The following is a 22,548-nucleotide window of genomic DNA, read 5'->3' as shown; positions in this document are numbered from 1 at the left end:
TGCTGGAATTGCTCAGAAATAACCCAGGGCCTTGCCCTGCGTGTAAACCTTGCCGGTGCCGCCGAGCACGGTGCCGATAGCATCGAGATAGCCTCCCTTGACGGCAGCATCGGCGCGCATGCGGTCGAGCTTGGCGCTGGCCAGCTGGTTGGTGCCCTGCACCTTGTAGCCATAGGCTTCGCGATAGGCGTTGGTGCGCACGTTCAGCGCATCGATCTCGCCCATCTTGGCGGTGTCGACGATGGTGTCGAGCGGCGAGCCGAAGGTTAGGTCCACGCCGTCTGCGGCGATCGCGGCGCGCTGGCGTCCCTCAAGCTGCGCGGTCTGCAGACGCTTTTGCTGCTCTTCCTGCTTGCCGCGCTCGATCGCATCCTTCGCCTGCTTGTCGGCGATCTGCGCATTCATTTCGGCGACCTGGGCGTTATATTTGTTGGCTTCCGCCGTCGCCTTCGCCTGCTGCACCTGGCCGGCGGCACCCAGAAGCGTCGAGCCCAATGTCAGCGCCAGACCAAGATCACACATCCGCGTCTCCCATTTCGAACAGGTGGAATGGATGGCCGTTGATCTCGACCGGTTCGAACAGCCGGAAGCCCAGCCATTCGAGCCAGCGGAGCGAGACCATGTTGCGTGCATCCACGAAGTTTCTGATCAAGCGATAGCGGCTCAACAGTTGAGCCGGCCAATCGCGCGAGATCCGCAGGAAGGCGCGGAAATTCTCTTCCACCGCATCGGTGCCGAGCAGCCAGGGCGCGCCGATGCCGGTGAGGATATTGATGTCACCGACACCCCACATCACCTCCGGCCGGCCATCGAAAAGTGCCGTCCAGGCAAGCGAAGAATGGCGGTAGGAGAAGGAAAGGGCAGACAGTGGTGAGCGACCCGAGGCGGCGAAGACTTCTTCGCGGTCTGCCGTCCGCATCCGCGCGGCAATCTCTCTGATATGGCCGGGTCTCGCCGGCGTGATCGCAATCTCAGCGGCCAAGGGTGACATCCGGCATGATGGAGAGGATAGTCATCGGCAGCGGGTCGAACTGCTTTACCCACATGGCACCGCTGGTATTCCAGTCCCAATAGGGGGTGATGGTGAGATCGCCGGTATAGAGGCTGATTGCCTCGTTCCAGTTCTCGTTGCGGCGCTGCTTGTATTCCACCAGCACATTGCCATCGCGCTCGCCATCGGCAGGACCGGTGAAGATGCCGCGGGTGTTTTCCACGCGGAATGTCACTTCGGAGACGGATTTGGTGCGACCCTGCACGGTGCCGAGGCCCTGCACCTGGCCGACATCGAGATCGAGCGTCTGGATTGCCGCCGTCACCGGCAGGCCGATATGGATTTTCGTCGCCGCGCTCTGCAGCCGCACGGCTCCGCCTGTGACGGTGAGATTGCGCACGACATTGCCATCGGCAAGCGCCACGACGGATTGGCCTTCGAGATGGCCAAGCCCATTCAGCACAGTGGCCGGCGAGCCGGAATAGGTCAGTCCGCAATCGACGAAGAAGGCATCCTGCACATCCTCAAAAGCGCGGCTGTGCAGCCGTTCGATATAGCGCTTTTGCGTGCCGTTGATCGTGCGCCGGACGATAAAATAGGGCACGTCCTCGCCATTCTCCTCGATGACGGTCACATCCTCAAAAAAGGCATCGGCACCGCTTTCGTGGCGTGTCCAGGCCCAGACATCCTGCTCCTTCATGTAGGTGAGCGAGACCAGGGCGCCGTCGTCGAGCACCACCCAGACGACGGAATCCGGTGCCTGCGCATAATCCCAGGCTGATATCTCGCGGCCCTTGAAGAGGTGGCGGGCGAGGATGGTCAGATCCTTGCCCACGTAGCTGTCCTGCGTATAGTCATAGGAGAAGTCGCGCACCACGCCGCCAAGGCGCTGGGCAAAAAGCACCGTATTGCCGACGACGATCGGCTGCACCTTGGCGGCCCCGCGATAACCCTGGTTATCGAGCTTGATGGCGGAGGGCGAGATCGCATCGGCAGTCGAACCGCCGGTGACGATCCATTCGGAACCTGACGTCAGCAGCAGCAACCCGCGCACCGAGATCATCGAGCGGATCTCGTTCACCTGCCTTGCGCGGATGCGGAAGGTCACGGCATCGCTTGCCTTGGCGGGTGAGGAGACGCCGAAATTCTCGTAATTGGCGGATTGGCTGAGCCAGACGGCCTGCGGGTCGTTTTGCGTCGAGGCAAAGGCGAGGCGCTGTTCGATGAAGGTCACGCAGCGCGGATAATCGCCTGCCGCATTGAAGGGGTTGCGGCCCGTTTGCGGCGTGTCGGAGAGATCGGGCGTGATATTCTCGTCATCGAAGGTCAGGCCGGTCGTGCCGCCGACATAGCCGAAAATGCCGTTGTCGTCGCGGTAGACGATGTAGCGCGCCGCACCTGACACCGCCGCCCAGGTGACACGATTGATGCCGCCCTGAATGGCGAGGTCGTTGACGACGGCGCCGGCGTTGGACGGCAGGCTTTCCTCGCCGCTGTCGGCCACGGCGGAGACCCGATAGCGGTATGTGGCTGCCACATAGCCCGGCTTGCCTGATGTATCGCCGGGCTTGGTGACGGATGGTGTGCCTGCCGGCGGATTGATCAGCGGCTTGAACAGGACTGACGTCAGCGTCCAGTTGTTGTCGGCGAGGCGCCCGAGCTTTCGCACGGGATGATTGACGTGGCAGAGATAGAGCACGTCGGCTTCCTGCACGAAGACGAGGTCCTGCACGTCATTATCAGTATAGGCGGTCGCGACCTCGTAGGGGGCGGCACCCGAGAGCACCAGCCCGCCATCGCGGAAGATGCGGATATATTGGTGGCCGAATTCGAGGATATAGGTCTGTTCGGTGTTGAACTGAAAGCGGATCAGCCGGGCCTGTTTCGAACTGTCCTTGATCTCGTGGATGAATTGCAGCCCGGCCCGGTTCGACACACCGCCATGCGGATGGACGAAGACATTCAGCGCCGTGCGCAGGCCGCTCTGGTATTTGGTGAGATCGACGCGGGCGCCGAGTGCGGGCGAGAGTTCACCGGCGGTGAACGAGGGTTGATAGGCGCGGAAATCAGCCATGGGCGCGCACCGCAATCAGTTCGCTGACGAAATTCTCGCTCGTGTGCCTCACCTGATTGGCCTCGGCCTGTTCGGCGGCCCGCTGGCTGCTTTGGGCGAGCGCCATCGCATCGGCGCGGATCTTCGGATCGCGCGTCAGCGGCATGGCGAGACGGACGGCGAGATGCCAGGAGAGCGCCTCGATGAAGAGCGGTGCATATGTCGTCGGGTCGGTCAGGCGGCAGGTATAGCGCAGGAGTGCGGGCGAGAGATCGCAATAGAGCCGGTCGCCCTCGAGCGCGTAAGGGTATTGCATCTCGCGCCCGGCCTCGTCGAGATCGGGGTTGAGCGTCTCCGGCGGGGCAGCAGCATCAGCGGAATATCGCGGCCTGATCCAGCGGATCTGCAGGCAATCGGCCGGCCGCGCATAGGAATGGCGCCAGACGCCCGGCTTGTCATTGTCCAGCGCGCCCAGCGCCAGCGTCTTGCCGGCCGCAGCCCAAGGAAAGGACTGCAGGAGCACATCGCGCGTCTGCGCATAGAACTGATTGCAGGCGCGCGCCTCGGCGCTCTTTTCGGTGAGATCGTTGATATTGTCCTTGCCGATATTGGAAAGGGCGAGATTGCAGATAGAGACAACGGTAGCCATGAACCAACCTCTTGAGTTGGGGTAGGGCTAACGTGGAGATGGTTGTGGGGGTGAAATCTCTCCTCCCTCATTCCCTCCTCGTGCTGGCACGAGGGATGTCACAGGAATCCAGCCGGCTTGCGTCGGCAAGCCGAGAGGACTCCTGCACTGAGAGCCAGCACGCAACCTGCGCTCGTCGATAGACTTAAAGGAAAAAAGTCTCTCCTGCCCAAGGACTTGGGCAGGCTGGATTCCTGTGACAAGCACAGGAATGAGGGTGGGGAGTGCTCTCACTCCGCCTTCCGGCTGATGAACAACCCCGTCTCCTTGCCCACCTCGAGCACACCGCCGCCCGCCCGGAATGCCTCTGATATCGCCACCCGAAACGCCGCAAGCTCTGCCTCATCAGCCCTGTCGCCGGGCGGATAGGAAGTCAGCGCCAGAAACACGTCTTCCGGCTCCGTTATCCGCATATGGGCCGGGTGTTCCGTCATCGTCACATTGCCGAACTGCGCCTGCATCAACCGCTCTGCCGTCTCATAGCCGAAGGCCGCGCCCGCGGGGTCGTAGGGCGGGCTGCCGAACACCGTCGTCAGTTCGTACATGCCGCGCATGTTGCCCGCACCATTGGTGGTCACCGCAAGGTGACCGCCTAACTTCAGCACGCGGTACATTTCGGCAATCGCCTTAGCTTGATCGGCGACATGGTAGAGCATGTGCATGGCGATGACGGTATCGAAGGAGCCGTCTTCGAAGGGCAGGGCGGTGGCGTCGGCCCGCCGGCCCGTGACTTCGGCGAAGGCGAGCGGGTGGCAGCGCTCGAGCGCTTCCTGCAGCATGCCGGGGGAGAGATCGGCAAGGGTGAGGGCGAGATCGTCGGGCAGTTCGTTCACCACCGAAGCCCAGAACCAGCCGGGGCCGCAGCCGATATCCAGCACGCGATCTCCTGACCTGAGCGGCAGCTGCCTTGCCACCCAGGGAAACCAGCCGGTTTCGGCAATCGTATATTCCCGGTTCAGGCGCCCGCGGGCTGCGAGCTTTTTGCTGTCGCTATATTGCTCTTCATTGCCTGTGGTGATGGATGACATGATTGGCCCCGGCTTCCCTCAATGTCAGATGGAATGAATGCGGCGGGTCGATCCTGCACTTTTATAGTGTAGTGGGCAATGATGAGATCGGTTATTGAGGTGGCGGATTGGCTGGTGTCGATGATGCGCCTTGCCCGCAGCAGCTCCAAGGAGACATTGTGAAGAACCGGATCTTTTTCATTCTCATGTGCGCCTTTGTGCTGGTGGCGATTGCCGGCCTGATGATCAGCTCCGCCCGGCTGATCGGGCTCTTCGGCTAGGCGCAAGCAGTCTTCCCGCATCGCGGTCAGCGCGCCGCTACCGCCAGATAGGCCGAGATCGTCAGCACCGAAAGCACCGTGGAAGCCAGCACCACGCGGCCCGTGAGGCTCGCCTCGCGGCCGTAGAATTCCGCCAGCATGAAGGGGCCGGTGCCGGTCGGCAGGGCTGCGAGCAGCACGGCGGTATGGGTGGCAGCCGGCGGCAGGTTGAGGAGCGGTGCGGCGATGACCCAGGTGACGGCTGGTTGCGCGATCAGCTTCAGGCCGACGAGAATGCTTGTCGTCGTCGCCCGCGCGCTTGCCTCGCCAGCCTTGGTGCCGGCGAGAAACAGGCCGAGGGCGATCAGCGCGCAGGGTGAGGCGGCACCGCCCAAGAGCTTCAGGAAGGCATGCGCGGGGGCGGGAAGCACCACACCCGAGACCATGACCAGCGCGCCGAGAGCGGGCGCGACCAGCAGCGGGTTTTTTGCCAGCGAGCGGGCCGTCCTGATGGCGATATCGCGCCGGCGGCTTTCGGATTGCAGGCCGCCTTCGATGAGGATGATGGCGACGGCGAAGAGCACGCAGACAGTGAGGATGGTGGAGATCAGCGTCGGCGCCATGCCTGTGTCGCCGACCAGGGACAGGACGAGCGGAAAGCCGATGAAGCCGGTATTGGCGTAACTCGCGTTCAGCCCGTCGATCGCCGCATCGGCGAGATGCCGGCCCTTGGCGACGCGCCAGCAGAGTGTGGCGCCGAAGATGACGGCGCAGCCGGCCGTGAAGGCGAGAATGAAGCCCGGCTGCCAGATCTCGGCGGGCCTGGCATTGGCCATGATGTCGAAGAGCAGTGCGGGCAAGGCAAGATAAACGACCAGCCGGTTGACCTCGCGCGTGGCATTTTCGCCGAGCGCGCCGGTCTTGCGGGCAATCCAGCCGGCGAGGATGAGGGCAAAGATCGGCAGGACAATCGAAAGGTTCGTCAGCATTTGGGGCAACGCGGGTGTCATTCTTGGCTGGGGTGATGATTGCCTAGCGTTCCGGATCGAGATAATCCAATGTCATCTTGGATGCTTATTGATACTTTTGAGGTATCGAATGGACACACGTCATATGCGCTATTTCGTGGCGCTGGCCGAAACGCTGCATTTCGGCCATGCGGCGGCGCGCATGAACATGAGCCAGCCGCCCTTCAGCCGGCAGATCGCGGCGATCGAAAAGCAGCTCGGTGTGCGGCTCTTCGAGCGCAACTCGCGCAATGTGGCGCTGACGCCGGCCGGCCAGCATTTCCTTGCCGATTGCCGCGCCGTGCTTGATCAATTCGATGCCGCCTGCCGCGATGTGCAGCTGGTCGCCTGCGGCATGAAGGGCGAGCTGAAGCTCGGCTTCATGATGCATGCCGCCCATAGCGTCATCCCGGCGCTGGTGCGGCTTTATTCCGAAGCGCGGCCGGATGTGCGCCTCATCCTTGAAGAGCGCATACCCACCGATATCGAGGAGATGCTGGCCGAAGGGAAACTCGATGCCGCCGTCACCTTCGGCGGCGGTCCTGCGCCGCATCTGCGCACGCTGCTGCTTGCCCGCGACCGGCTGTGCCTGATCGTGCCCCAGGGCCATCGGCTGGCCGGGGTCGAAACCATCGGGCCGCAGTCGCTTGCGGGCGAAAGGCTGATCGCTGCGCCCGCAACCGTGGCGCCAACGCTGCGCACGGCGATCGGCCTCTATTGCGCATCCGGCGGCGTCGTCCCGCATTATGCCTTCGAGCCGCGCCTGCAGCACACGATCATTCGGCTGGTGCAGGAGGGGCTGGGGGTGGCGCTGATCCCGCAATCGCTTTGCGATGATCTGGCCGAGGGCGTGGTGTCGCGGAGGCTCGATGATGCGCCGGAATTCGATGTCGTGCTTTGCGCCTCGCGTGCGGCGAAGAACCCGGCCGTGCCGCAGCTCTTCGAAGTGGCGGGACGGGCGGGCGTGGATTGAAGAGCGAGACTATGCCGTTTGGCGCCCTCTCTTGAAAAACTCAGAATTTGAGGTTGATGGCGGGGAAAAAGGCGCCCTCGGGCGGATCCTTGTCGGCGCATTCCACCCCATTGATCATCATGCCGCCGCTATCGCTGAGGATCTCGCCCTCGTGATCGCTCCAGATCACGATTGCTTCCGGCGTCATTCCCGAGAAATCAGCGTCGGGACCTGGGGTGACGCGGCCCTCGGCGTTTCCATCCCACCAGAAAAGCTTCGGCGGAGGATTGCCGCCATCAGGCTCGGAGCCCGCCAGGATGAGGTATCGGCTGCCGACCCGGGCGATGTCGCGCACGCCTCGGCCGGACGTTCCCGGTCCATCGGAGAGGTCCATCGTGACGACACGGGTCATTTGCGCGGAGCCCACGTCGCCCGTGCCCAGTTTGACCAGCTGCATCGGATTGGCGAGTTCGAGCACGATGGCGCGGTCGTTGGGTATTGTTTCAGGGCCTCGCAAGCCGATCAGAAGATGCCCGTCAGGCGTTGCTGCCAGGCCTTCGATGTTGATGAGGGCTTTCGATCTGTCTTCGCTGCGGCCAAGTGCTGCGGCCAGATCCGCGCGAAGATTGCGATAGACCTCGCCGGAGTTCGACAATGTCCCATCGGCCGAAACGGTCGTTGCAAATAGTTCCTTGCGCTTCTTCTTGTCTTCCCCGCTGCTGTTCAGCGAATGGGATGTGAGCCAGAAGATCGTGTCGCCGATGCGGGCACCGCCTTCGATATCAGTCACATCGTCGACCGCGAACTGCGTGACCGGTTTCGGTTTCCCCCGCTGATAGATCATGATCGCGGAGAAATCGTCGCTTGCGACCGCCACATGCGACGCATCGACCAAGGCTGCGGCCGAGGCCTCGCAAATGCCTTGATATGTGTGGCCCGCCGCATTGGCCGTCAGCGGGCCAACGAGCGACGAAAACAAGGCCAAAAGGATCACGCGGCTGCTGTTGCTCATGCGACAAGTCCCCCGTCTCGGCGTGCAACTTCCCGGTGAGGTGGCAATGCTCTAATTAAACTCTCGCGGAACGTGCGCGTCAATATAATGTTTAGTCGTTCATCATGCGCAAGCCAGTGTGACTGGCTTCATCCATTTATAAATTGTCGATTTTCATAAATGAAATTCATCTGTTTCGCTGAATGTTACGGTAAGTCGGCTCTTTGGCGGTCTATAGAAGTGCTGATGCCATAGTTTTATTCTTTAATGGAGCTTGCCTGTTCTTTCGGGTGTCGCACCGGCGAGTCAGGGCTGATAGCTGCAGCTGGTGCAGATCGCGACCGGGCGCAGATCAACCGTGGCCTTTCTGGGCCGCGGCCACCAGCGTCCTGATCGCCCAGCGCTTCACCTCGCGCGCGTCGGCATCGTCGAGTTGCAGGACATCCTTGCACACCACCATTGCCTCCGGCCCCACGATCAGGGAAAGGGCCTTTATCAGATGTTCGAGAGCTTTCGGGTCGAATGCGCCGCGTGCCGGTTCCAGTGCCGCCTCGATGAGCGGCGTGCGACGGTTTTGGCGGCCAAGCAGTTCACCATCGTCGACTGCCTTGGCCCGCCGCTCGAGGGACTGCGCCAGCATGATACGAAGCGGGGCCTCGTTGGCGAGGATCATGTCATGCAGGACCTGGTCGACGAGTTGGACGCGCGTCGCTGGATCGGTCGAGGATTCGTTGCCGAACAGCTCTTCGGCTCCGGGGGTCGCTATGTCGATGGAGGCTTCCAGCAGCAGAGCCTCGACACTCGGGAAGTAACGATAGGCTGTGGCGCGTGAAACCAGGGCCTCCACCGCGACATCTTCCAACGTCGGTCGGTTGCCCTGTTTCATCAGCCGCGTTGCAGCCTCGAGCAGATCTTTGCGTGTTCGCTGCCGCTGGTTTTGCCGAATCGTCTTGCCTCCTTCGGCCATCAGTCAGTCCCTTGGCAGTTGCTGCATGATTGCGGCAAGGTCGAGCCAGACGTTTTCGCGTTTGATGTCACCATCATCGTTGAACTCTACGACGTGCAGCAGTCGAAATTCCAAAGGGCGATTGCGACCTTCGAGACCGAAGGGCCGGCCCGGGGCGCGACCCCTCCAAAGCGACTCATCGACCAGGAAGCCGTCGCCGTAAAGTCTGCGGATACATTTGACCGAACTTTCCGAGAGATCCGAAAAGGTTGCCGCGTAGAAAGCACGGGCCGCATTGCGTCCATGCGAAGGCCCGAAAGGCCAGCCGACGACGTCGTGCTCGACATCCTCCGACAGTGTTTGCAACACGCCGTCGATATCGTCGCTGGCCTCAAAACTGAAATGCTCATCGATCTTCAGATCCATGTCACGGGGGGTAAGCGTCATTTTAGTCCTCCCTTGAAAAAGTTGACGATGCCGCGGACGTGGCGTCGCAGCGGCAAAACTGCGGTGTCATTTCATTGCGAGTTTGTCGGCGGCCTGGCGGGCTGCCGGCGAGAGGAAGTCCATATCCTGGTTGGATTTTGAGACGTAACGATCTTAATGAGACTTTTGTCTCATGTAAAGAAAAATCGTATAATACGACATATCTCATTATTGGAACACTCAAATCGGAAGGAGAGGCAACCTATTGCAGCAGCCCCAGCCGCCGTCCTTCGGCAGCCGCCTGTCCGCGGGATTTCGCGTTCAGTTTGGCGAGGATCGAAGAGATGTGGTGATCCACCGTTTTCGCCGGGACGAACAGGCGCGCGCCGATCTCGGCATTTGACCTGCCCTCGTCGATCAGCCGCAGCACATCCAATTCCCGTGTCGTGAGGCTGGCGGCGTTGGCTTTGGTGCTGGCTCTCGGGCCGCGCGTTGCAAGACGGCCGCTGCGTTTGCGGATCATGTCCTTCACGTGGGCGGTGACGGCGGTGGCGCCGAGGGCGCCGAGGGCTTCCAATGTCGTCAGAGCACGGTAGAGCGCGTCATTGTCGCCATCGAGCAGGGGAAGCGCCGCGAAATAGGGGGCGCGGCGGTCCGTCCAGATATCGGCGGCTTCCTGCCAGCGGCCCTTGCAGTCAAGCTCACACCTGAGCAGCTGCGGGAGATTTCCGCCACGTCCAACAAGGTCGTCGCCGGCCTCGACCGTCCGTACAACTGGATCACCAGCTATGTCGCCGGCGACAAGAGCTATTGCGTGCACGAGGCCGACAGCGCCGAAACCGTCTATCACCACGCCCGCGAGGGCGGCTTTCCGGGGCAGCGGCCGGCGTTCGCCTCGTTCCCTCCTCGGGTTTGGCTCGGGGAGGGGATGGGGAAGAGGGCGTGCAGGGTAATTGATCACCTCACCAAGTCAGCAGAAACCCGTACGGGCAGATGCCGTGGCGCCGGCAGCTCTGGATTGCAGGCGCGACAGCAGGCGCAGCGCTGCGGAGACGGCGGGCCTTGCGGATGCCGGGTCGCTGGCGGAGATCTGCTCGCGGCAGGTCTTCAGCCGTCCCGAAACCTTGCCGATTTCGGCATGCAGCGAGGCGTTGCCGGCAGCCGCCGCGTCGGATGAGGCCGTGGCAAGATGGGCGATCAGCAGCTCGATGATGGCGAGGCGTTCTTCCTGCGGCATGGATTCGAAGGGTATCGGCATGTGTTTCTCTTCAGAGCGAACAGGACAACTCGTTTAAAACGTGCCTCACGCCACCGACGCCCCACGCCACATCCGCCGCCCGCTCGATCTGGGTGTAGAGCGGCACCCATCCTGCAAGGGTGACGTCGCCTTCATGCGCCGATACGAAGATATAGGTCGCATCGATATCGCCTGCGCGGTGAAGCGATGCCGAGACCTCGGATTCCAGATCGGCCGCATTGGCCGGTCTCGAATGCACAAGCTGCAGATGCCGTTCACGCACGGGCATATCCGTTCTCCTGCGCATCATACTGCCTGCGCGGTGTTGCCCGGCGGCAGGCCTTGGATCGCAAAGCGGCGCTTGACGTATGGATCGGCGACGCCGGGATAGTCGCCGGCGTTCTGAAGCGCGGCCATGAGGATCGTTTCATGGCGGATGCCGCTATCGAACAGAGAAAGGATCTGTGCTGCAGCGTGCACGAACAACTTCGGCTCGGCAGCCTGGTCATATCCGGCTCGATCGAGCATACGGGTCAGCAGGTTCATGTCGTCGTTATCAAGTACGGTTTCGCCGGCCGAAGATACCGGGATTGCGGACATCGGAACTAGATTCAGCAGGATCGTGGAAGACATTCAGTCCTCCTTCCGGTCGGGGCCAGGGTGTGGATGCCCTTAACCAACAGCGCCCGTGAAAATGGCTGCTGACGCGGTCAAGATGCGCCCTTTTTGCTGCCTCCACAATGGCCGGCGAAATTAATAAAAATAAAATATACCTTGTTCTGAACACAAATGTTCCCTATGTTCAGCTCATCGAATTTGCTTCGTCAGCTTCGTTTCTGCGCAAGATGCGCATTGGCTAATCTTTCCTCTCAAGCTCGACCATTTATCGCCTGCACGCAGCGGGCTTGGTAATACTTTGCGATTGAAAGGAAATCGTTCATGAATACTGGTATCGTCAAATTCTTCAACACGGCCAAGGGCTTTGGTTTCATCTCGCCGACCGACGGCTCGCCGGATGTGTTCGTTCACATTTCGGCTGTCGAGCAGTCCGGCATGTCTGCGCTGCGCGAAGGCCAGTCGGTGACTTTCGAGCTGGTCCGTGACAGCCGCAGCGGCAAGAACGCGGCGCAGAACCTCGGTTCTGCATAATCAATCGGCTCGCACCCCGCTTTGACCACGGATGTACTGGCACTGCGGATATGCGAACCCTGGAAAGGTCGGGCCAGTCCCGGCCTTTTTGTTTTCAAGCCGGTTTGTTCAGGAGAACACAATGACGAAGACAGATGCTGCAGCGCTTCTCAGACGTGCCGCGCGCCAAGTGGCCAACACCAGCGGCGGCGGGCACCTGGGAGGCACCAATTTCGGTCAGGCCTTCGATGCAAAGACATCTTCTGCCAAAGACAAGAGCGATAAAACCCGCAGGCCGCCGCGCGGGAAATAACAGCCTGGCGGGTGAGCCAGTCGTACCAGGGGTGTCTGTCGGGGTGAGATCATCCACCTCTCACCCCCTTGCCATCCCACCGCAGCCCGCGCTATATATTGCGCCGATGGGGATGGAGTACCCCCGAAACCGCCCTAGAGGCTGATGACTCCTACCGTGTTGAACCGCGGTGGGAATCTGTCCGGAGCCCGCTGCAAGGCGGGTTTTTTATTGCCCGTCCGAGATTTTTGGAGCGAGCATGTCATTTTATACCTGCCTCATCATCATGGCCGGCGGCGCCTTAGGCACTTTCGCGCGCTATGCCGTTTCCATCATCGCCATGCCGATCAGCCGGGACATGCCCTGGGGCACTGTTATCATCAATGTCACCGGCTCGCTGGTGATCGGCCTTTTCAGCACGCTGACGCTCGCCAATGGCCGCTTCCCGGTCTCGGACAATATGCGCCTCTTCGTGCTGATCGGCCTCTGCGGCGGCTATACGACCTTCTCCTCCTTCAGCCTGCAGACGCTCGATCTGCTGCGATCAGGTGCCGTGGTGCGGGCCTGCATCAATGTGACGGCTTCCGTCGTGCTCTGCATCGGGGCGGTGGCTGTCGGCCATTTCATCGCGACGCGGATCAACAGCGGCGCGCCTGATGTGGCGCAGGTGGCGATCGAGGAGCAGGCGTAAGAAGAGCACATTGCGGCGCCGTCAGCCAGTTCCCGTTCCTTGGCGTCCATCACGCCTTCCGCGCTGTCTCGGAACTCTTTCCAAGCTATGATGCTGGGTCCGGCTCAAGAGGTCTTTTTCGGTTTCGGCTCGAAGCCTGTTGCAGGGCGGCTGGGATGTCGCGGGAAGCGGGTGCAGCTGCAGGGGGAAAGAGATTATCCTGCCCGTGGGAAAACCCATGACAGGTGCAATCGATCCGCCGGGTGCCCGGCGGATCGAGGGGCCGTTAATTCCCTGTCGAGGTCGGGGCGGAGTAAGACAGGGATTCACGGATCTGGTCGATTTTGCCGTCGGCTTCTCCGACGCCGAGGATGGTCTTGGCCTCTTCGAAGGCTTCCGGGCTCAGCTGGCCGGTGCGCGTGGCGGACTCCAGCGCGTCCTCCAGTGCTGCGTCACCCAGTATCGGGTCATCGATGGCGGGTGCGAAGCCGTTGTCGAGTTCAAACTGGGCATAGGCCGTGGCATAGGCGGCGATCGCGGTCATCCGCGGATCGGACGTGTGCATATAGGCCTTATAGCTCCGGTTGAGGGAGTTCAGACCCGCAAGCTCGGAGCGAACGTTCTTTTGCCTGAGATCGTCAGTGGTCTTCTTCGCTGACAGAGATTTCCCCTTCGTCTCGCCGGATTTGCCCTTTGTTGCGCTCCCGGACTTCGAACCGTCGCGCAATGAACTGCCACCCTGGTTGCCGCGATTTTCGTGACTGCCGCTCTGTCCGCCGCCATTGCCGCCGCCATGCCCGCCGCCGCTGCCGCCACCATTTCCTCCACCGCTGCCGCCACCATTTCCTCCACCGTTGCCGCCGCCATTGCCGCCTCCACCGCCCTTTGCCATGGCGGCACTATCGAAGCCGGTCATCGTCAGCGGGCTGGACGCCAGGATCATTGAAAGTGCAGCTATGGACGCAAAAGTTGCGATACGCATCGGTCTCTCCTCCGCAGGATAAGTTCATCGAAAGTCATGGGATCGCCGACTCGGGGAGGCGGCCATCAGGGTGACGACGATGTTAGGCGCGAATTGCGGAGCGTGCATCGGACCGAGGTCCGGCATCCCTCGGACTATGGTCCTAGAGAGCGGGAGATGGTTAACAGATTTCGTCGCCGCACCGTTCGTCAGGCGCCGCCGGCTACTGCATAATTCCTTAAATCGGAATCGATTTCAGGACAAAATTATGCAGAAACTCAAAGTGTTACAGCGTCCTTTGCGCGTCTTAAAAGACGCGCGGCGCTGTAGTGGCCGCCGATCCGGAATCGGGTGGCTGCCGGTTCGCATTTTTCCTACCCCTCCATGACCATCAAAACAGGAGAGTTGGACATGGAACTGGAAGACAAGGTGATCATTATCTCCGGCGCGAGCAGTGGTATCGGAGCCGCCGCCGCCCGGCTGTTTGGGGGAAGGGGCGCGAAACTCGTGCTCGGCGCGCGGCGGGCACAGAACCTCTCAGCGCTGGTTTCCGAGATCAATGAAAGCGGCGGCACGGCTGTGTCTCTCGCCGGTGATGTGCGCGACGAGACTTACGCGCAAGCGCTGGTCGACCGGGCGCTCGATGCTTTCGGCAGGCTGGACGGGGCTTTCAACAATGCCGGTGTCGTCGGCGAGATGGGCGCGTTTTCGGAGATGAGCGCGGCCAATTGGGAGGCGGTGATCTCCACCAACCTGACGAGCGCGTTCTTTGCGCTGAAGGCGCAGCTGCCGGTCATGAAAGCGCAGCGCAGCGGCTCGATCGTCTTCACCTCGTCCTTTGTCGGATACAGCAATGGCGGCCTGCCGGGCATGGGGGCTTATGCGGCTTCCAAGGCGGGCCTGATCGGCCTCGTGCAATCGGTCGCCGCCGATTACGCGGCCGATGGCATCCGGATCAACAGCCTGCTGCCCGGCGGCACCATCACACCCGCCGGCGGGGAGAATAACCCCGAGTTCCTCGACTATATCTCCGGCCTACATCCGATGAAGCGGATGGCCGCTGCCAAGGAGATCGCGCAGGCGGCGCTCTTCCTGCTGTCGGACCAGTCGAGCTTCATGACCGGCAGCCCGATGATCGTCGATGGCGGCATGTCGGTGCGGCTGCTGTAGCAGAACTGGCCTCGGGCGGCGGTGGCGCCGCCCGAGGCGGGGAATGCGCTGATGTCCCAGAGGGTCACCAGCGCTTCACGCCGCGCTCAATTCCTGACATATTTGCGGGAGGGACAGCCAACCGTCGTGGATATTGCGTCATGAGCTCGCTGACACGTGAAAAAAACAACCTGCATGCACCGACCGGGTCCGTTACAGGGCTTTGCTCTGCGTCCGCCACCATGTTTGCAGTCGGAATGGCCTTTCTGGGATACTGGGGGGTCTATGAACAGGGGAGCTGGCGTGCAGTCGATTATCTTGTCATGATCGTAGCCGTCATCGGATTTGCGGCACTTGGTTGCGTTCCCTGGATTGTGACCACACCTGTCGCAGAGGGGGATGCAGACAAGGTCGCCGTCGCCAGGCGAGCGATGGCACTGGGGACGGCGTTAATCTGGACGGCCGTCTGTATTACCGTATTTGCCTGAGTTGTCCTGCGTGACCCTATACGGCCGCAGAATGGATCCATTTGAAGCGATAGGGCTCCGACCGACGTCCAATACCGGCCCAGGTGATTTCTGAATCCATTATGAGGACTAGAATGTCGATGGCCACCGTTGGTGGGCGTGCATGACGGTGATAACTTCGATGTCCTGACTGACACGGTACGGGATGATGTAGGGAATATCCGCCAGCACCAGTTCACGGGTACCCTTGATGCGCCCCGGCCGCCCGCTCGCGGGTCGTTCGGCGAGCATATCCACAGCCGTCGCGATCCTCGCAATCACGCGTGCTGCCGCATCAGGATTGTCCTTCTCAATATGGGCGCCGATTTCGTCAAGTCGCCGTAACGCCCGAAGCGTCCAGCGAATAGGCTTCCCGCTCATGATTGGCGGGTAGCCTTGACGTATTTCCCAATGACCGTCGCCACATCTTCCGCACTGGCAAATTCGCCGCGATCGGCTTCAGCTAACCCGGCCTCGATCTCGGCAAGCTGCCACTCCTGCTGCTCGACAAAAGCCTCAATGGCCTCGGCAGCCATATAGGCACGGGAGCGATCCAGCTTTTCCGCGATTCGATTAAGCTTGCTCGCGGTTTCGTCCGAAACCCGCACGGTAAATGCAGCGGTCATGGCACCTGACTTCCTTGGTTCACTATGATTATTGGTGAACCAATGTGGTTCGTCAAGGTTCTGTCGGTGACAGACGGCCCGGATACCGCCGGGCGTCGTCATTTCCACCGGTTATGCCTTTTCACGAAAAAGGCATAACCAATTCGCCGCGCCAGCGAAGACAATTGCCATGGCTGACAGCATCAGCCCGCCGGCAAGAAGGAAGGTCAGTTGCATGCCGGCCGAAATCGCTGCCGGCGCCGCATGGATGAAATCCTGCGTGCCAGCGCCATAGGCGAAGACGGCGCCCATGAGGGATGCGCCTGACATCAGGCCGATATTGCGCGACAGGCCGAGCAGGCCGGAGGCCGTGCCGCGCCGGTCCTTCGGCACATCGGCAAGGGCTGCCGTATTGTTGGCAGCCTGGAAAAGCTGGTAGCCGGGTGTGAGCACGATGATGGCGGCAACATAGCCCGCGACACCCGAAATCTCAGGCAGGATCGCCAGCAGGAAGGCGCCGGCGGCGAGCATCGCAAGGCCGATCGAAAGCACCCGTCGCGCGCCCCAGGCATCGACCAGCCGGCCGGAGGGCACGCCGCTGATGATCGAAATAACAGGGCCGACAGACATGACGAGGCCGACGACAGCGGCTTTCAGCCCGAGCGCCAGACCGAGATAGAAGGGGCCGACCACCAGCGTCGTCATCATTACGGCGGCGACCACGATATTGACGACGAGATTGGGGATGAGGCGCCGTTCCAGCATGGCAAGCAGGCCGGCCGGGCGCGTCTTGCCCCTGGCCCTGTCAGCCGGCAGCGTCGCGATGGCAAGGATCAGTGCAAGTCCCGCCAGCGGAACCTGCACCCAGAAAATGCCGCGCCAGCCGGCAAGCGGGATCAGCGCGCCGCCGAGCGACGGCCCAAGCGCCGTGCCGAGCGCGGAGACCGTGCCGAGCAGGCCCATGGCGCGGCCGATGCGCGCCTCGCTCGCCGTCTCGCGCATCAGCGCCATCGAGATCGTCATCAGGAAGGCAGCGCCGACGCCTTGAACAGCACGCGCCGCCATCAAGAGCGTCAGATCGGGCGCCATGGCCGAAAGCAGCGAGGCGGCGGCAAACAGGCCGAGGCCCGCAAGCTGCATGCGCTTCAGCCCATAGAGATCGCCGAGCCGGCCGACGATGACGACCGAGATCGTCAGGGCTGCGAGATAGGCGACGACGACGCCCTGCACCTCAGTGAAGGGCGCCGAAAAATCCTCTGCGAGCTTGGGCAGGGCGATGTTGGCGATGCTGGTGCCGAGCGAGGCGAGCAGCATCGAAAGCGACAGCGTCAGTGTGGCGCCCCGTCTTTCCGTCTTCGCCGATCCGGTCATTTCTGCCTGTTGCATATCGATATCCTCTTGCTTGAAATGTCATTCAAGAGCAGGCTACCAATTCAAGCCGACTTGAGGTCAACCATGAAATTTCTGGATATCGGAGAGGTCTCCGCAAGAAGCGGAATCAAGCCCTCGGCGCTGCGCTATTACGAGGAGGTCGGGCTCATCACGTCGGTCTTCCGCCACGGCTTGCGCCGGCAGTTCCCGCCCGAGGTACTGTTGCAGCTGACGCTGATTTCGATGGGCAAGATGGCCGGTTTCTCATTAGAGGAGATATCGGGCATGTTCGGCAGGACCGGCGGCCCGGACCTGCCGCGCGCAACGCTCCACGAGAAGGCCGACGAAATCGACCGCCAGATCCGCCAGCTCTCGGCGCTGCGCGACACGCTGCGGCACGTGGCCGAATGCCCGGCGCCCTCGCATATGGAATGCCCGACCTTTCGCCGGCTGGTGGAGGTGGCGGGCAAGCGGGCGAGCGCCGGCAAGGCGGCGCGGAAAGGGAAGGGCGGGTAAAGATCGGGGCACTGGAGCACCCCGATCGATATGTGCTCAGCCGAGTTCCTGGGCGAGCCCGATGAGAATCCCTTCAGGCCCGCGGATGTAGCAGAGCCGGTACGCCTCCATATACTGGACGACTTCGCCGACGAGCTCAGCGCCGCGCGCACGCAGCCTTTCAAGCGTGTCGTCGAGATCATCGACGGCGAACATGACGCGGAGGTAGCCGAGCGCGTTGACCGGGGCGTTGCGGTGATCTGCGACGACGCGAGGGGCGAGGAAGCGGGAGAGCTCCAGCCGGCTGTGTCCGTCAGGTGTGCGCATCATGGCGATCTCGACACGCTGATCGCCCAGTCCGGTGATGCGTCCGGCCCATTCTCCCTCGATCATGGCCCGCCCTTCGAGATTGAGGCCGAGTTCGCGAAAGAAATCGATCGTCACGTCCAGGTCTTCGACGACGATTCCTACATTGTCCATCCGCTTGAGCGCCATGCTTTTAATCTCCAAACTATCGTTTCAATCGACAAGGTGTCGCCTCGTCCAGCAAAGAACGTTTGAGGCAGGCCAATGCCGACAGCCATCCGCGCCCGATCGGCTGTTTTCCACGTCGCAAGCTTGAAACATGCACCGCCTCGGCGGAAGGTCGGGATGCGGTCCCCCATCGCGGGCAGGCGAGAGGGCGGAAGCAAAAAAGTCGAGCGCCGTGTCGGATCGGCCAGATCAGGCCCGTCTTAGAGACATTGCCACAGTTCAATCCAAAGGGAGAATCATCATGCCAAGCACAATTCGCCTTCACCGCGTCCTGGCAACCACCCCGGACAAGGTCTATCGCGCCTTCCTGGAAGCCGATGCCGTTGCCAAATGGCTTCCCCCCAACGGCTTTGTCTGCACGGTCCACCATCTGGAACCGATCGTGGGAGGCACACACAAGATGTCTTTCCGCAACTTCACCACCGGCCACAGCCATTCCTTCGGCGGTGAGTATCTGGAACTCGTTCCCGGCCAGAAGCTTCGCTACACCGACACGTTCGACGACGCCAACCTGCCCGGCGAAATGGACGTGACGGTGACCCTGACGAAGGTTTCGGTCGGCACCGAACTCCATGTGGTGCAGGCTGGCATCCCTGACCTCATCCCGCCGGAGGCCTGCTATCTCGGCTGGCAGGAATCGCTGCGCAACCTTGCCCGTCTGGTCGAGCCCGATATTCAGGAATAGGCGTCAAAACGTAAAGGGAAGCCGGGTCTGCAAAGCTGCGGAGCCGGCCTTTTCCATGTGTGCTTCTGCCCGCTACAAAGGGCGAAAAGGGGTGACGGAGCCGGTTGCGGATTGCGCTTTCGGGGGAAGGGATTTCGAACCGCCGAAGCCCTGCGTGTCCGCTTTTGTTGACGGCAAGCACGATGGCGGGCCGCCCCTGGTAGAGGATAACCCTTTCCGGCTCGGCAGGGCCTGTAGGGTCCGTCACGGGACAGTGTCCACCATATCAAAGTATGATTTCGCCTGCCGGAATATCTGCGAGGATCGCTTCGTCGCTTACAGCATCGGCCCGAAAATCGGATACGGTTTTCGGAAAGCCTGATGCGTAGATTCAAGAGTTAGAGCGTCCTTAGTGCGTCCGAATGGACGCACGGCGCTCTAATGGCAGGAGAGTTCTTTCGATGAAGCAGATTATCACGGTGTCCTTGGCGGCCGGTCTGGTGACCGGCCTGATCGGTTACGATGCCACAGCATCCGGGGAGGCCGACGCCGCGCGCGCGCCGGCCCTGACGACACTGCCCGCCGGTTACCGCGACTGGCGGCTGATCACTGTGGCGCATGAGGAGGGCAAGCTCGACGATATCAGAGCTGTCCTGGGCAACGACATTGCGATCACGGCCTTCCGGGAGGGGGCCGCTACCTATCCCGACGGCACCATCATCGGACGCCTTGCCTGGGATTATCACCCGCTGGAGGAAAGCAAAGCAGCCTTCGGCGCTCCCCAGTCCTTTGTCGCGGGATTGCCCAAGAACGGCGTGCAGTTCATGGTCAAGGATGCAAAGAAGTTCGCCTCGACCGGCGGCTGGGGTTATGTCGAATTCGATGACGGCAAACCCTCCGCTACGGCAATGCCCGAAGCCTGCTTTGCCTGTCACACGGTCGTCAAGGACCGCGACTTCGTGTTCAGCCGGTACGCACCCTGAGAGGCGTATCGTGCCTTTTCCCGCGTCAACGAAGAGATTAAATAACTGTCCACCGTGCAGTGGAGGATTTACTCACCGGAGACCAGAGCAATGTCCAGAGCCGCATAGGTAATCTTGCGACGGCACCGCGCACGCCGAGCCCCAGCTATGAGGGCCAGATTATGCCCGAGCGCTTCGCCGGTATGGCTGAATTGAGGTTGGCGAAACCACTCTTGCTGACACAGTTCGGCGTCAACCACGTGCGGCTTGACCCGGGAGCGTGGTCGTCACTCCGCCACTGGCACGCGGTTGAGGACGAATTCATATACGTGCTCGAAGGCACACTGACATTGCTCGACGATAATGGTCTTCATGAGCTGACTCCCGGCATGTTCGCCGCCTTTCCGGCGGGTGAGCCAAACGGACATCACATACGGAACCGGTCGGACCAGCCGGGCAGCTTCCTGGCTGTCGGCTCACGCCGGCCGGGTGAGGAAACGATCCATTACCCCGACCAGAACTTCGGACCGATCCGGAAATAGGGGCTCGGCTCACGTTGTGGGGAAGCTTGATTATCCGCATCGTCCCTCTCTGATCGGCCGCCGATCGATTATTCCCGTATTGCTTGTATGCCGAGCATCCCATGGCAACTGCGGATCAAAAAACAGCCTTCGATCCGGCGTTGTCCCCATTGATGCACGATATCGGCGGATTCCGTGATATAATCCTTCGTTGCCGGCGGCCTCGTCAGCCGTGGCGTTGCGTGCACAGAGGCTTGTCCGATGAGTGAAATGGACGTGCTTTTTTCGGCCCTGCGACAGGCGGCCGACCCCGAGACGGTCGACTGCATCGAAAATGTCGTCAGGCATGGCGCCGATCGAGAACTCAACCGCATCAATGCGCTGGCCTTCGCCGGGGCGCATCATCTCGATGAAGAGAAGGTGATCGCGGCCTTTCTCCATGCTGCCCGCATGGGGGCGTTCGAGATGACCTGGAACGTGCTTTGCCCCGGATGCGGCGGCGTGCTCGACAGTGGTGCCACCCTGAAAACCGTCGATCGGGAATGCTATCATTGCGCGCTCTGCGCGGCCGGTTACGAGCCGACCCTCGATGAAATGGTCGAGGTGTCCTTCACGGTCAGTCCGCGCGTGCGCAAGATCGCCGCCCACGACCCCGACCGGTTGCCTTCGCTCGAATATTACCGGCAGATCTTTTTCAGCACCGGCGTCGACCTGCCTGACAATCTCGAAGAAAGGTTCTCGCACGTCCTTCTGGAGGAGGTCGAGCTGGAGCCGGGCGAGCGAGCGCTCGTCTCGCTGCAGCTGCCGGCGCAATTCGTCATCATCTTCGATGCGGTGACGCATTCGGCGCAGTTCATCGACGTGCAGGGCGAGCCGACGGAGGAGCGACAGAACCTGTCGATGGTCCTCGGCCAAGGCCATGCGGCGAACGAGACGCTTGTCCTGCGCCCCGGCCCGCTGCGGCTGACGCTGGAAAACCACACCGATCGCAGGGTGCTGCCGAATGTCTGCGTCGCGGGAGACGAGCTGCACGACATATTGGGCCACAGGCGACCCTTCCTGACGGCCAAGCGGCTTTTGACGAACCAGAATTTTCGCGACATCTACCGGACCGATACGCTCGATGTCGACCAGCGCCTGAAGATCACCAGCCTGACCTTCCTCTTCACCGACCTCAGGGGCTCGACCGCCCTTTACGAGCGTGTCGGCGATCTCTCGGCCTTCGATCTGGTGCGCACGCATTTCAGGGTTCTGCACGAGATCGTCGCGGCCGAGGCCGGCGCAGTCGTGAAAACCATCGGCGATGCCGTGATGGCGACCTTCCCGAGCCCGGACCGCGCGGTGGCGGCCGCACTTCGGATGCGCGAAGCCATGCTGCAGCTGAACGCCGAACGCGGAAGCGAGGATCTTCTCCTGAAGATCGGCATCCACGAGGGACCATGCCTTGCCGTCAACATGAACGACCGGCAGGACTATTTCGGCCAGACCGTCAATATCGCCTCGCGTGTGCAGGAGCTCGCCGAGCCGCATGTGATCCTGACGACGGAAGCGGTGGTCGGCAACGAGCAGGTCACGGAAATATTGCGCGACGGCGGCATCAGCTCGGTGTCGCGGATGGAGGAGCTTCATGGCATCGGGCGGGAAGTGCGAATTTTTGCGCTGTCGTGAAGGGGGCTGCGCAATGACATGCCATCGCAGTGAAAAGCCTCGCCGCGTCGTCGGACCGGTTCGCGAGCGGCAACCAAACGTTTGCCGGGTCGAACGCTAAAAACTTTAGCATTTTCGAAAATAAAAAAATATTTGGCGCCAAACAATGATACGGTGCGCTTGTAGAATAAATTTTTCTAAGAAGAGGCAAATCATGCAGCAATTTTTTCCTGGCCTGACGGGAAGGCAAATCGCAATCTTTCTGATCGAAACATCGGTGCTTACAGCTGCGCTCATAGGCGTCCTTGTTGTGACGATACCTATGATTTGACCAAGCCTAAACGAGCAGACCGTGCGCGTATTCGTTCTCGCTCAAATGATGATGGGGGCAGGTACCGGAAGTCGTTTAACCTTTGCGTCACGCCATCCCAATCGGGCGCAGTACCATTCTGCAGCACGTATCCCGCTCCTTCTGTCCGAGAAAG

At 61.4% G+C, this 22,548-nt stretch carries 29 protein-coding genes, 1 pseudogene and 1 riboswitch; of the genes and pseudogenes, 12 read left to right on the top strand and 18 right to left on the bottom strand.

Annotated features, from left to right (window positions below):
* Positions 1-12 precede the first annotated feature (12 nt).
* The 6 genes from FHT82_RS29870 to FHT82_RS29845 all read right to left on the bottom strand — a co-directional run bounded on the left by FHT82_RS29870 (position 13) and on the right by FHT82_RS29845 (position 5,988).
* On the bottom strand, positions 13-522 hold the full coding sequence (locus FHT82_RS29870) for a hypothetical protein (protein ID WP_183736333.1): 510 nt from the start codon (positions 520-522) through the stop codon (positions 13-15).
* Positions 515-991, bottom strand: a complete 477-nt coding sequence (locus FHT82_RS29865; protein ID WP_183736332.1) for a hypothetical protein — start codon at positions 989-991, stop codon at positions 515-517. Before FHT82_RS29865 ends, FHT82_RS29870 begins: the two co-directional genes overlap by 8 nt.
* The gene (locus FHT82_RS29860; protein ID WP_183736331.1) at positions 972-3,065 is read right to left on the bottom strand and encodes a hypothetical protein; all 2,094 of its coding nucleotides are present in this window, start codon (positions 3,063-3,065) and stop codon (positions 972-974) included. Before FHT82_RS29860 ends, FHT82_RS29865 begins: the two co-directional genes overlap by 20 nt.
* Positions 3,058-3,693, bottom strand: a complete 636-nt coding sequence (locus FHT82_RS29855; protein WP_183736330.1) for a hypothetical protein — start codon at positions 3,691-3,693, stop codon at positions 3,058-3,060. The genes FHT82_RS29860 and FHT82_RS29855 overlap by 8 nt, the downstream gene beginning before the upstream one ends.
* Positions 3,694-3,962: 269 nt before the next feature.
* A complete protein-coding gene (locus tag FHT82_RS29850) occupies positions 3,963-4,760 on the bottom strand; it encodes a class I SAM-dependent methyltransferase (protein ID WP_183736329.1) in 798 nt (265 codons plus the stop codon).
* A gap of 286 nt (positions 4,761-5,046) precedes the next feature.
* Positions 5,047-5,988, bottom strand: coding sequence for an AEC family transporter (locus tag FHT82_RS29845; protein ID WP_183736328.1), 942 nt, complete (start codon positions 5,986-5,988; stop codon positions 5,047-5,049).
* A 109-nt stretch (positions 5,989-6,097) separates the two neighbouring features.
* Between FHT82_RS29845 and FHT82_RS29840 the strand changes: the two genes are divergently transcribed.
* Positions 6,098-6,979 carry a LysR substrate-binding domain-containing protein gene (locus FHT82_RS29840; RefSeq protein WP_183736327.1) on the top strand — a complete coding sequence of 294 codons (882 nt, stop codon included), beginning with the start codon at positions 6,098-6,100 and terminating at the stop codon, positions 6,977-6,979.
* A gap of 40 nt (positions 6,980-7,019) precedes the next feature.
* Here FHT82_RS29840 and FHT82_RS29835 read toward each other — a convergent pair whose 3' ends face one another.
* The 4 genes from FHT82_RS29835 to FHT82_RS30485 form a co-directional block, all read right to left on the bottom strand.
* Positions 7,020-7,970, bottom strand: a complete 951-nt coding sequence (locus FHT82_RS29835; RefSeq protein WP_183736326.1) for a DUF3616 domain-containing protein — start codon at positions 7,968-7,970, stop codon at positions 7,020-7,022.
* A gap of 331 nt (positions 7,971-8,301) precedes the next feature.
* Complete coding sequence (locus FHT82_RS29830; protein ID WP_183736325.1) at positions 8,302-8,916, bottom strand: TetR/AcrR family transcriptional regulator; 615 nt, start codon at positions 8,914-8,916, stop codon at positions 8,302-8,304.
* A 3-nt stretch (positions 8,917-8,919) separates the two neighbouring features.
* Entirely contained in the window at positions 8,920-9,342 is a 423-nt protein-coding gene (locus FHT82_RS29825; RefSeq protein ID WP_183736324.1) for an ester cyclase, read from the bottom strand.
* Positions 9,343-9,583: 241 nt separating this feature from the next.
* Positions 9,584-9,844, bottom strand: a complete 261-nt coding sequence (locus tag FHT82_RS30485) for a LuxR C-terminal-related transcriptional regulator (protein ID WP_246698270.1) — start codon at positions 9,842-9,844, stop codon at positions 9,584-9,586.
* Positions 9,845-9,985: 141 nt separating this feature from the next.
* Between FHT82_RS30485 and FHT82_RS30725 the strand changes: the two are divergent.
* Positions 9,986-10,195, top strand: a pseudogene (locus FHT82_RS30725) (nickel-binding protein); the annotation flags it as partial.
* A gap of 96 nt (positions 10,196-10,291) precedes the next feature.
* On the opposite strand, the gene FHT82_RS29810 reads toward FHT82_RS30725, so the two are convergent.
* The 3 genes from FHT82_RS29810 to FHT82_RS29800 are packed head-to-tail and all read right to left on the bottom strand — an operon-like array spanning position 10,292 to position 11,191.
* The gene (locus tag FHT82_RS29810) at positions 10,292-10,579 is read right to left on the bottom strand and encodes a hypothetical protein (protein ID WP_183736323.1); all 288 of its coding nucleotides are present in this window, start codon (positions 10,577-10,579) and stop codon (positions 10,292-10,294) included.
* A 10-nt stretch (positions 10,580-10,589) separates the two neighbouring features.
* Entirely contained in the window at positions 10,590-10,847 is a 258-nt protein-coding gene (locus FHT82_RS29805) for a BON domain-containing protein (RefSeq protein ID WP_183736322.1), read from the bottom strand.
* 17 nt (positions 10,848-10,864) lie between these two features.
* On the bottom strand, positions 10,865-11,191 hold the full coding sequence (locus FHT82_RS29800) for a hypothetical protein (RefSeq protein WP_183736321.1): 327 nt from the start codon (positions 11,189-11,191) through the stop codon (positions 10,865-10,867).
* A gap of 306 nt (positions 11,192-11,497) precedes the next feature.
* On the opposite strand from FHT82_RS29800, the gene FHT82_RS29795 reads away from it, so the two are divergent.
* The 3 genes from FHT82_RS29795 to crcB all read left to right on the top strand — a co-directional run bounded on the left by FHT82_RS29795 (position 11,498) and on the right by crcB (position 12,669).
* On the top strand, positions 11,498-11,707 hold the full coding sequence (locus FHT82_RS29795; protein WP_183736320.1) for a cold-shock protein: 210 nt from the start codon (positions 11,498-11,500) through the stop codon (positions 11,705-11,707).
* A 121-nt stretch (positions 11,708-11,828) separates the two neighbouring features.
* Complete coding sequence (locus FHT82_RS29790) at positions 11,829-11,999, top strand: hypothetical protein (RefSeq protein ID WP_183736319.1); 171 nt, start codon at positions 11,829-11,831, stop codon at positions 11,997-11,999.
* Positions 12,000-12,098: 99 nt separating this feature from the next.
* Positions 12,099-12,160: riboswitch (Fluoride riboswitch) on the top strand.
* Positions 12,161-12,237: 77 nt separating this feature from the next.
* Entirely contained in the window at positions 12,238-12,669 is a 432-nt protein-coding gene (gene crcB, locus FHT82_RS29785; protein ID WP_183736318.1) for a fluoride efflux transporter CrcB, read from the top strand.
* Between the two features lie 265 nt (positions 12,670-12,934).
* On the opposite strand, the gene FHT82_RS29780 is transcribed toward crcB, so the two are convergent.
* Entirely contained in the window at positions 12,935-13,630 is a 696-nt protein-coding gene (locus FHT82_RS29780) for a hypothetical protein (RefSeq protein ID WP_183736317.1), read from the bottom strand.
* Positions 13,631-14,020: 390 nt separating this feature from the next.
* On the opposite strand from FHT82_RS29780, the gene FHT82_RS29775 reads away from it, so the two are divergent.
* Positions 14,021-14,779 (top strand): SDR family oxidoreductase, encoded by a 759-nt coding sequence (locus FHT82_RS29775; protein WP_183736316.1) that lies wholly within the window; start codon positions 14,021-14,023, stop codon positions 14,777-14,779.
* 140 nt (positions 14,780-14,919) lie between these two features.
* A complete protein-coding gene (locus tag FHT82_RS29770) occupies positions 14,920-15,246 on the top strand; it encodes a hypothetical protein (RefSeq protein WP_183736315.1) in 327 nt (108 codons plus the stop codon).
* A gap of 108 nt (positions 15,247-15,354) precedes the next feature.
* Here the strand turns inward: FHT82_RS29770 and FHT82_RS29765 are convergent, their stop codons facing one another.
* The 3 genes from FHT82_RS29765 to FHT82_RS29755 form a co-directional block, all read right to left on the bottom strand.
* Positions 15,355-15,645 (bottom strand): type II toxin-antitoxin system RelE/ParE family toxin, encoded by a 291-nt coding sequence (locus FHT82_RS29765; RefSeq protein WP_183736314.1) that lies wholly within the window; start codon positions 15,643-15,645, stop codon positions 15,355-15,357.
* On the bottom strand, positions 15,642-15,890 hold the full coding sequence (locus tag FHT82_RS29760) for a CopG family ribbon-helix-helix protein (RefSeq protein WP_037107841.1): 249 nt from the start codon (positions 15,888-15,890) through the stop codon (positions 15,642-15,644). The genes FHT82_RS29765 and FHT82_RS29760 overlap by 4 nt, the downstream gene beginning before the upstream one ends.
* 111 nt (positions 15,891-16,001) lie before the next feature.
* Positions 16,002-17,255: an MFS transporter gene (locus FHT82_RS29755; RefSeq protein WP_183736313.1), complete on the bottom strand. Its 1,254-nt coding sequence runs from the start codon at positions 17,253-17,255 to the stop codon at positions 16,002-16,004.
* Between the two features lie 69 nt (positions 17,256-17,324).
* Between FHT82_RS29755 and FHT82_RS29750 the strand changes: the two genes are divergently transcribed.
* Complete coding sequence (locus FHT82_RS29750; RefSeq protein ID WP_183736312.1) at positions 17,325-17,756, top strand: helix-turn-helix domain-containing protein; 432 nt, start codon at positions 17,325-17,327, stop codon at positions 17,754-17,756.
* Positions 17,757-17,792: 36 nt separating this feature from the next.
* On the opposite strand, the gene FHT82_RS29745 is transcribed toward FHT82_RS29750, so the two are convergent.
* The gene (locus tag FHT82_RS29745; protein ID WP_183736311.1) at positions 17,793-18,230 is read right to left on the bottom strand and encodes a VOC family protein; all 438 of its coding nucleotides are present in this window, start codon (positions 18,228-18,230) and stop codon (positions 17,793-17,795) included.
* Between the two features lie 280 nt (positions 18,231-18,510).
* Here FHT82_RS29745 and FHT82_RS29740 point away from each other — a divergent pair, with 280 nt between their 5' ends.
* The 4 genes from FHT82_RS29740 (at position 18,511) to FHT82_RS29725 (ending at position 22,084) form a co-directional block, all read left to right on the top strand.
* A complete protein-coding gene (locus tag FHT82_RS29740; RefSeq protein ID WP_183736310.1) occupies positions 18,511-18,954 on the top strand; it encodes an SRPBCC family protein in 444 nt (147 codons plus the stop codon).
* 440 nt (positions 18,955-19,394) lie between these two features.
* Entirely contained in the window at positions 19,395-19,916 is a 522-nt protein-coding gene (locus tag FHT82_RS29735; RefSeq protein WP_183736309.1) for a cytochrome P460 family protein, read from the top strand.
* A gap of 161 nt (positions 19,917-20,077) precedes the next feature.
* The gene (locus FHT82_RS29730; protein ID WP_183736308.1) at positions 20,078-20,437 is read left to right on the top strand and encodes a cupin domain-containing protein; all 360 of its coding nucleotides are present in this window, start codon (positions 20,078-20,080) and stop codon (positions 20,435-20,437) included.
* 240 nt (positions 20,438-20,677) lie between these two features.
* Positions 20,678-22,084: an adenylate/guanylate cyclase domain-containing protein gene (locus tag FHT82_RS29725; RefSeq protein WP_183736307.1), complete on the top strand. Its 1,407-nt coding sequence runs from the start codon at positions 20,678-20,680 to the stop codon at positions 22,082-22,084.
* Positions 22,085-22,548 lie beyond the last annotated feature (464 nt).

It is taken from the genome of Rhizobium sp. BK275, from assembly GCF_014193555.1.
Classification (GTDB): domain Bacteria; phylum Pseudomonadota; class Alphaproteobacteria; order Rhizobiales; family Rhizobiaceae; genus Rhizobium.
This window is presented reverse-complemented; position numbering and strand designations above follow the sequence as displayed.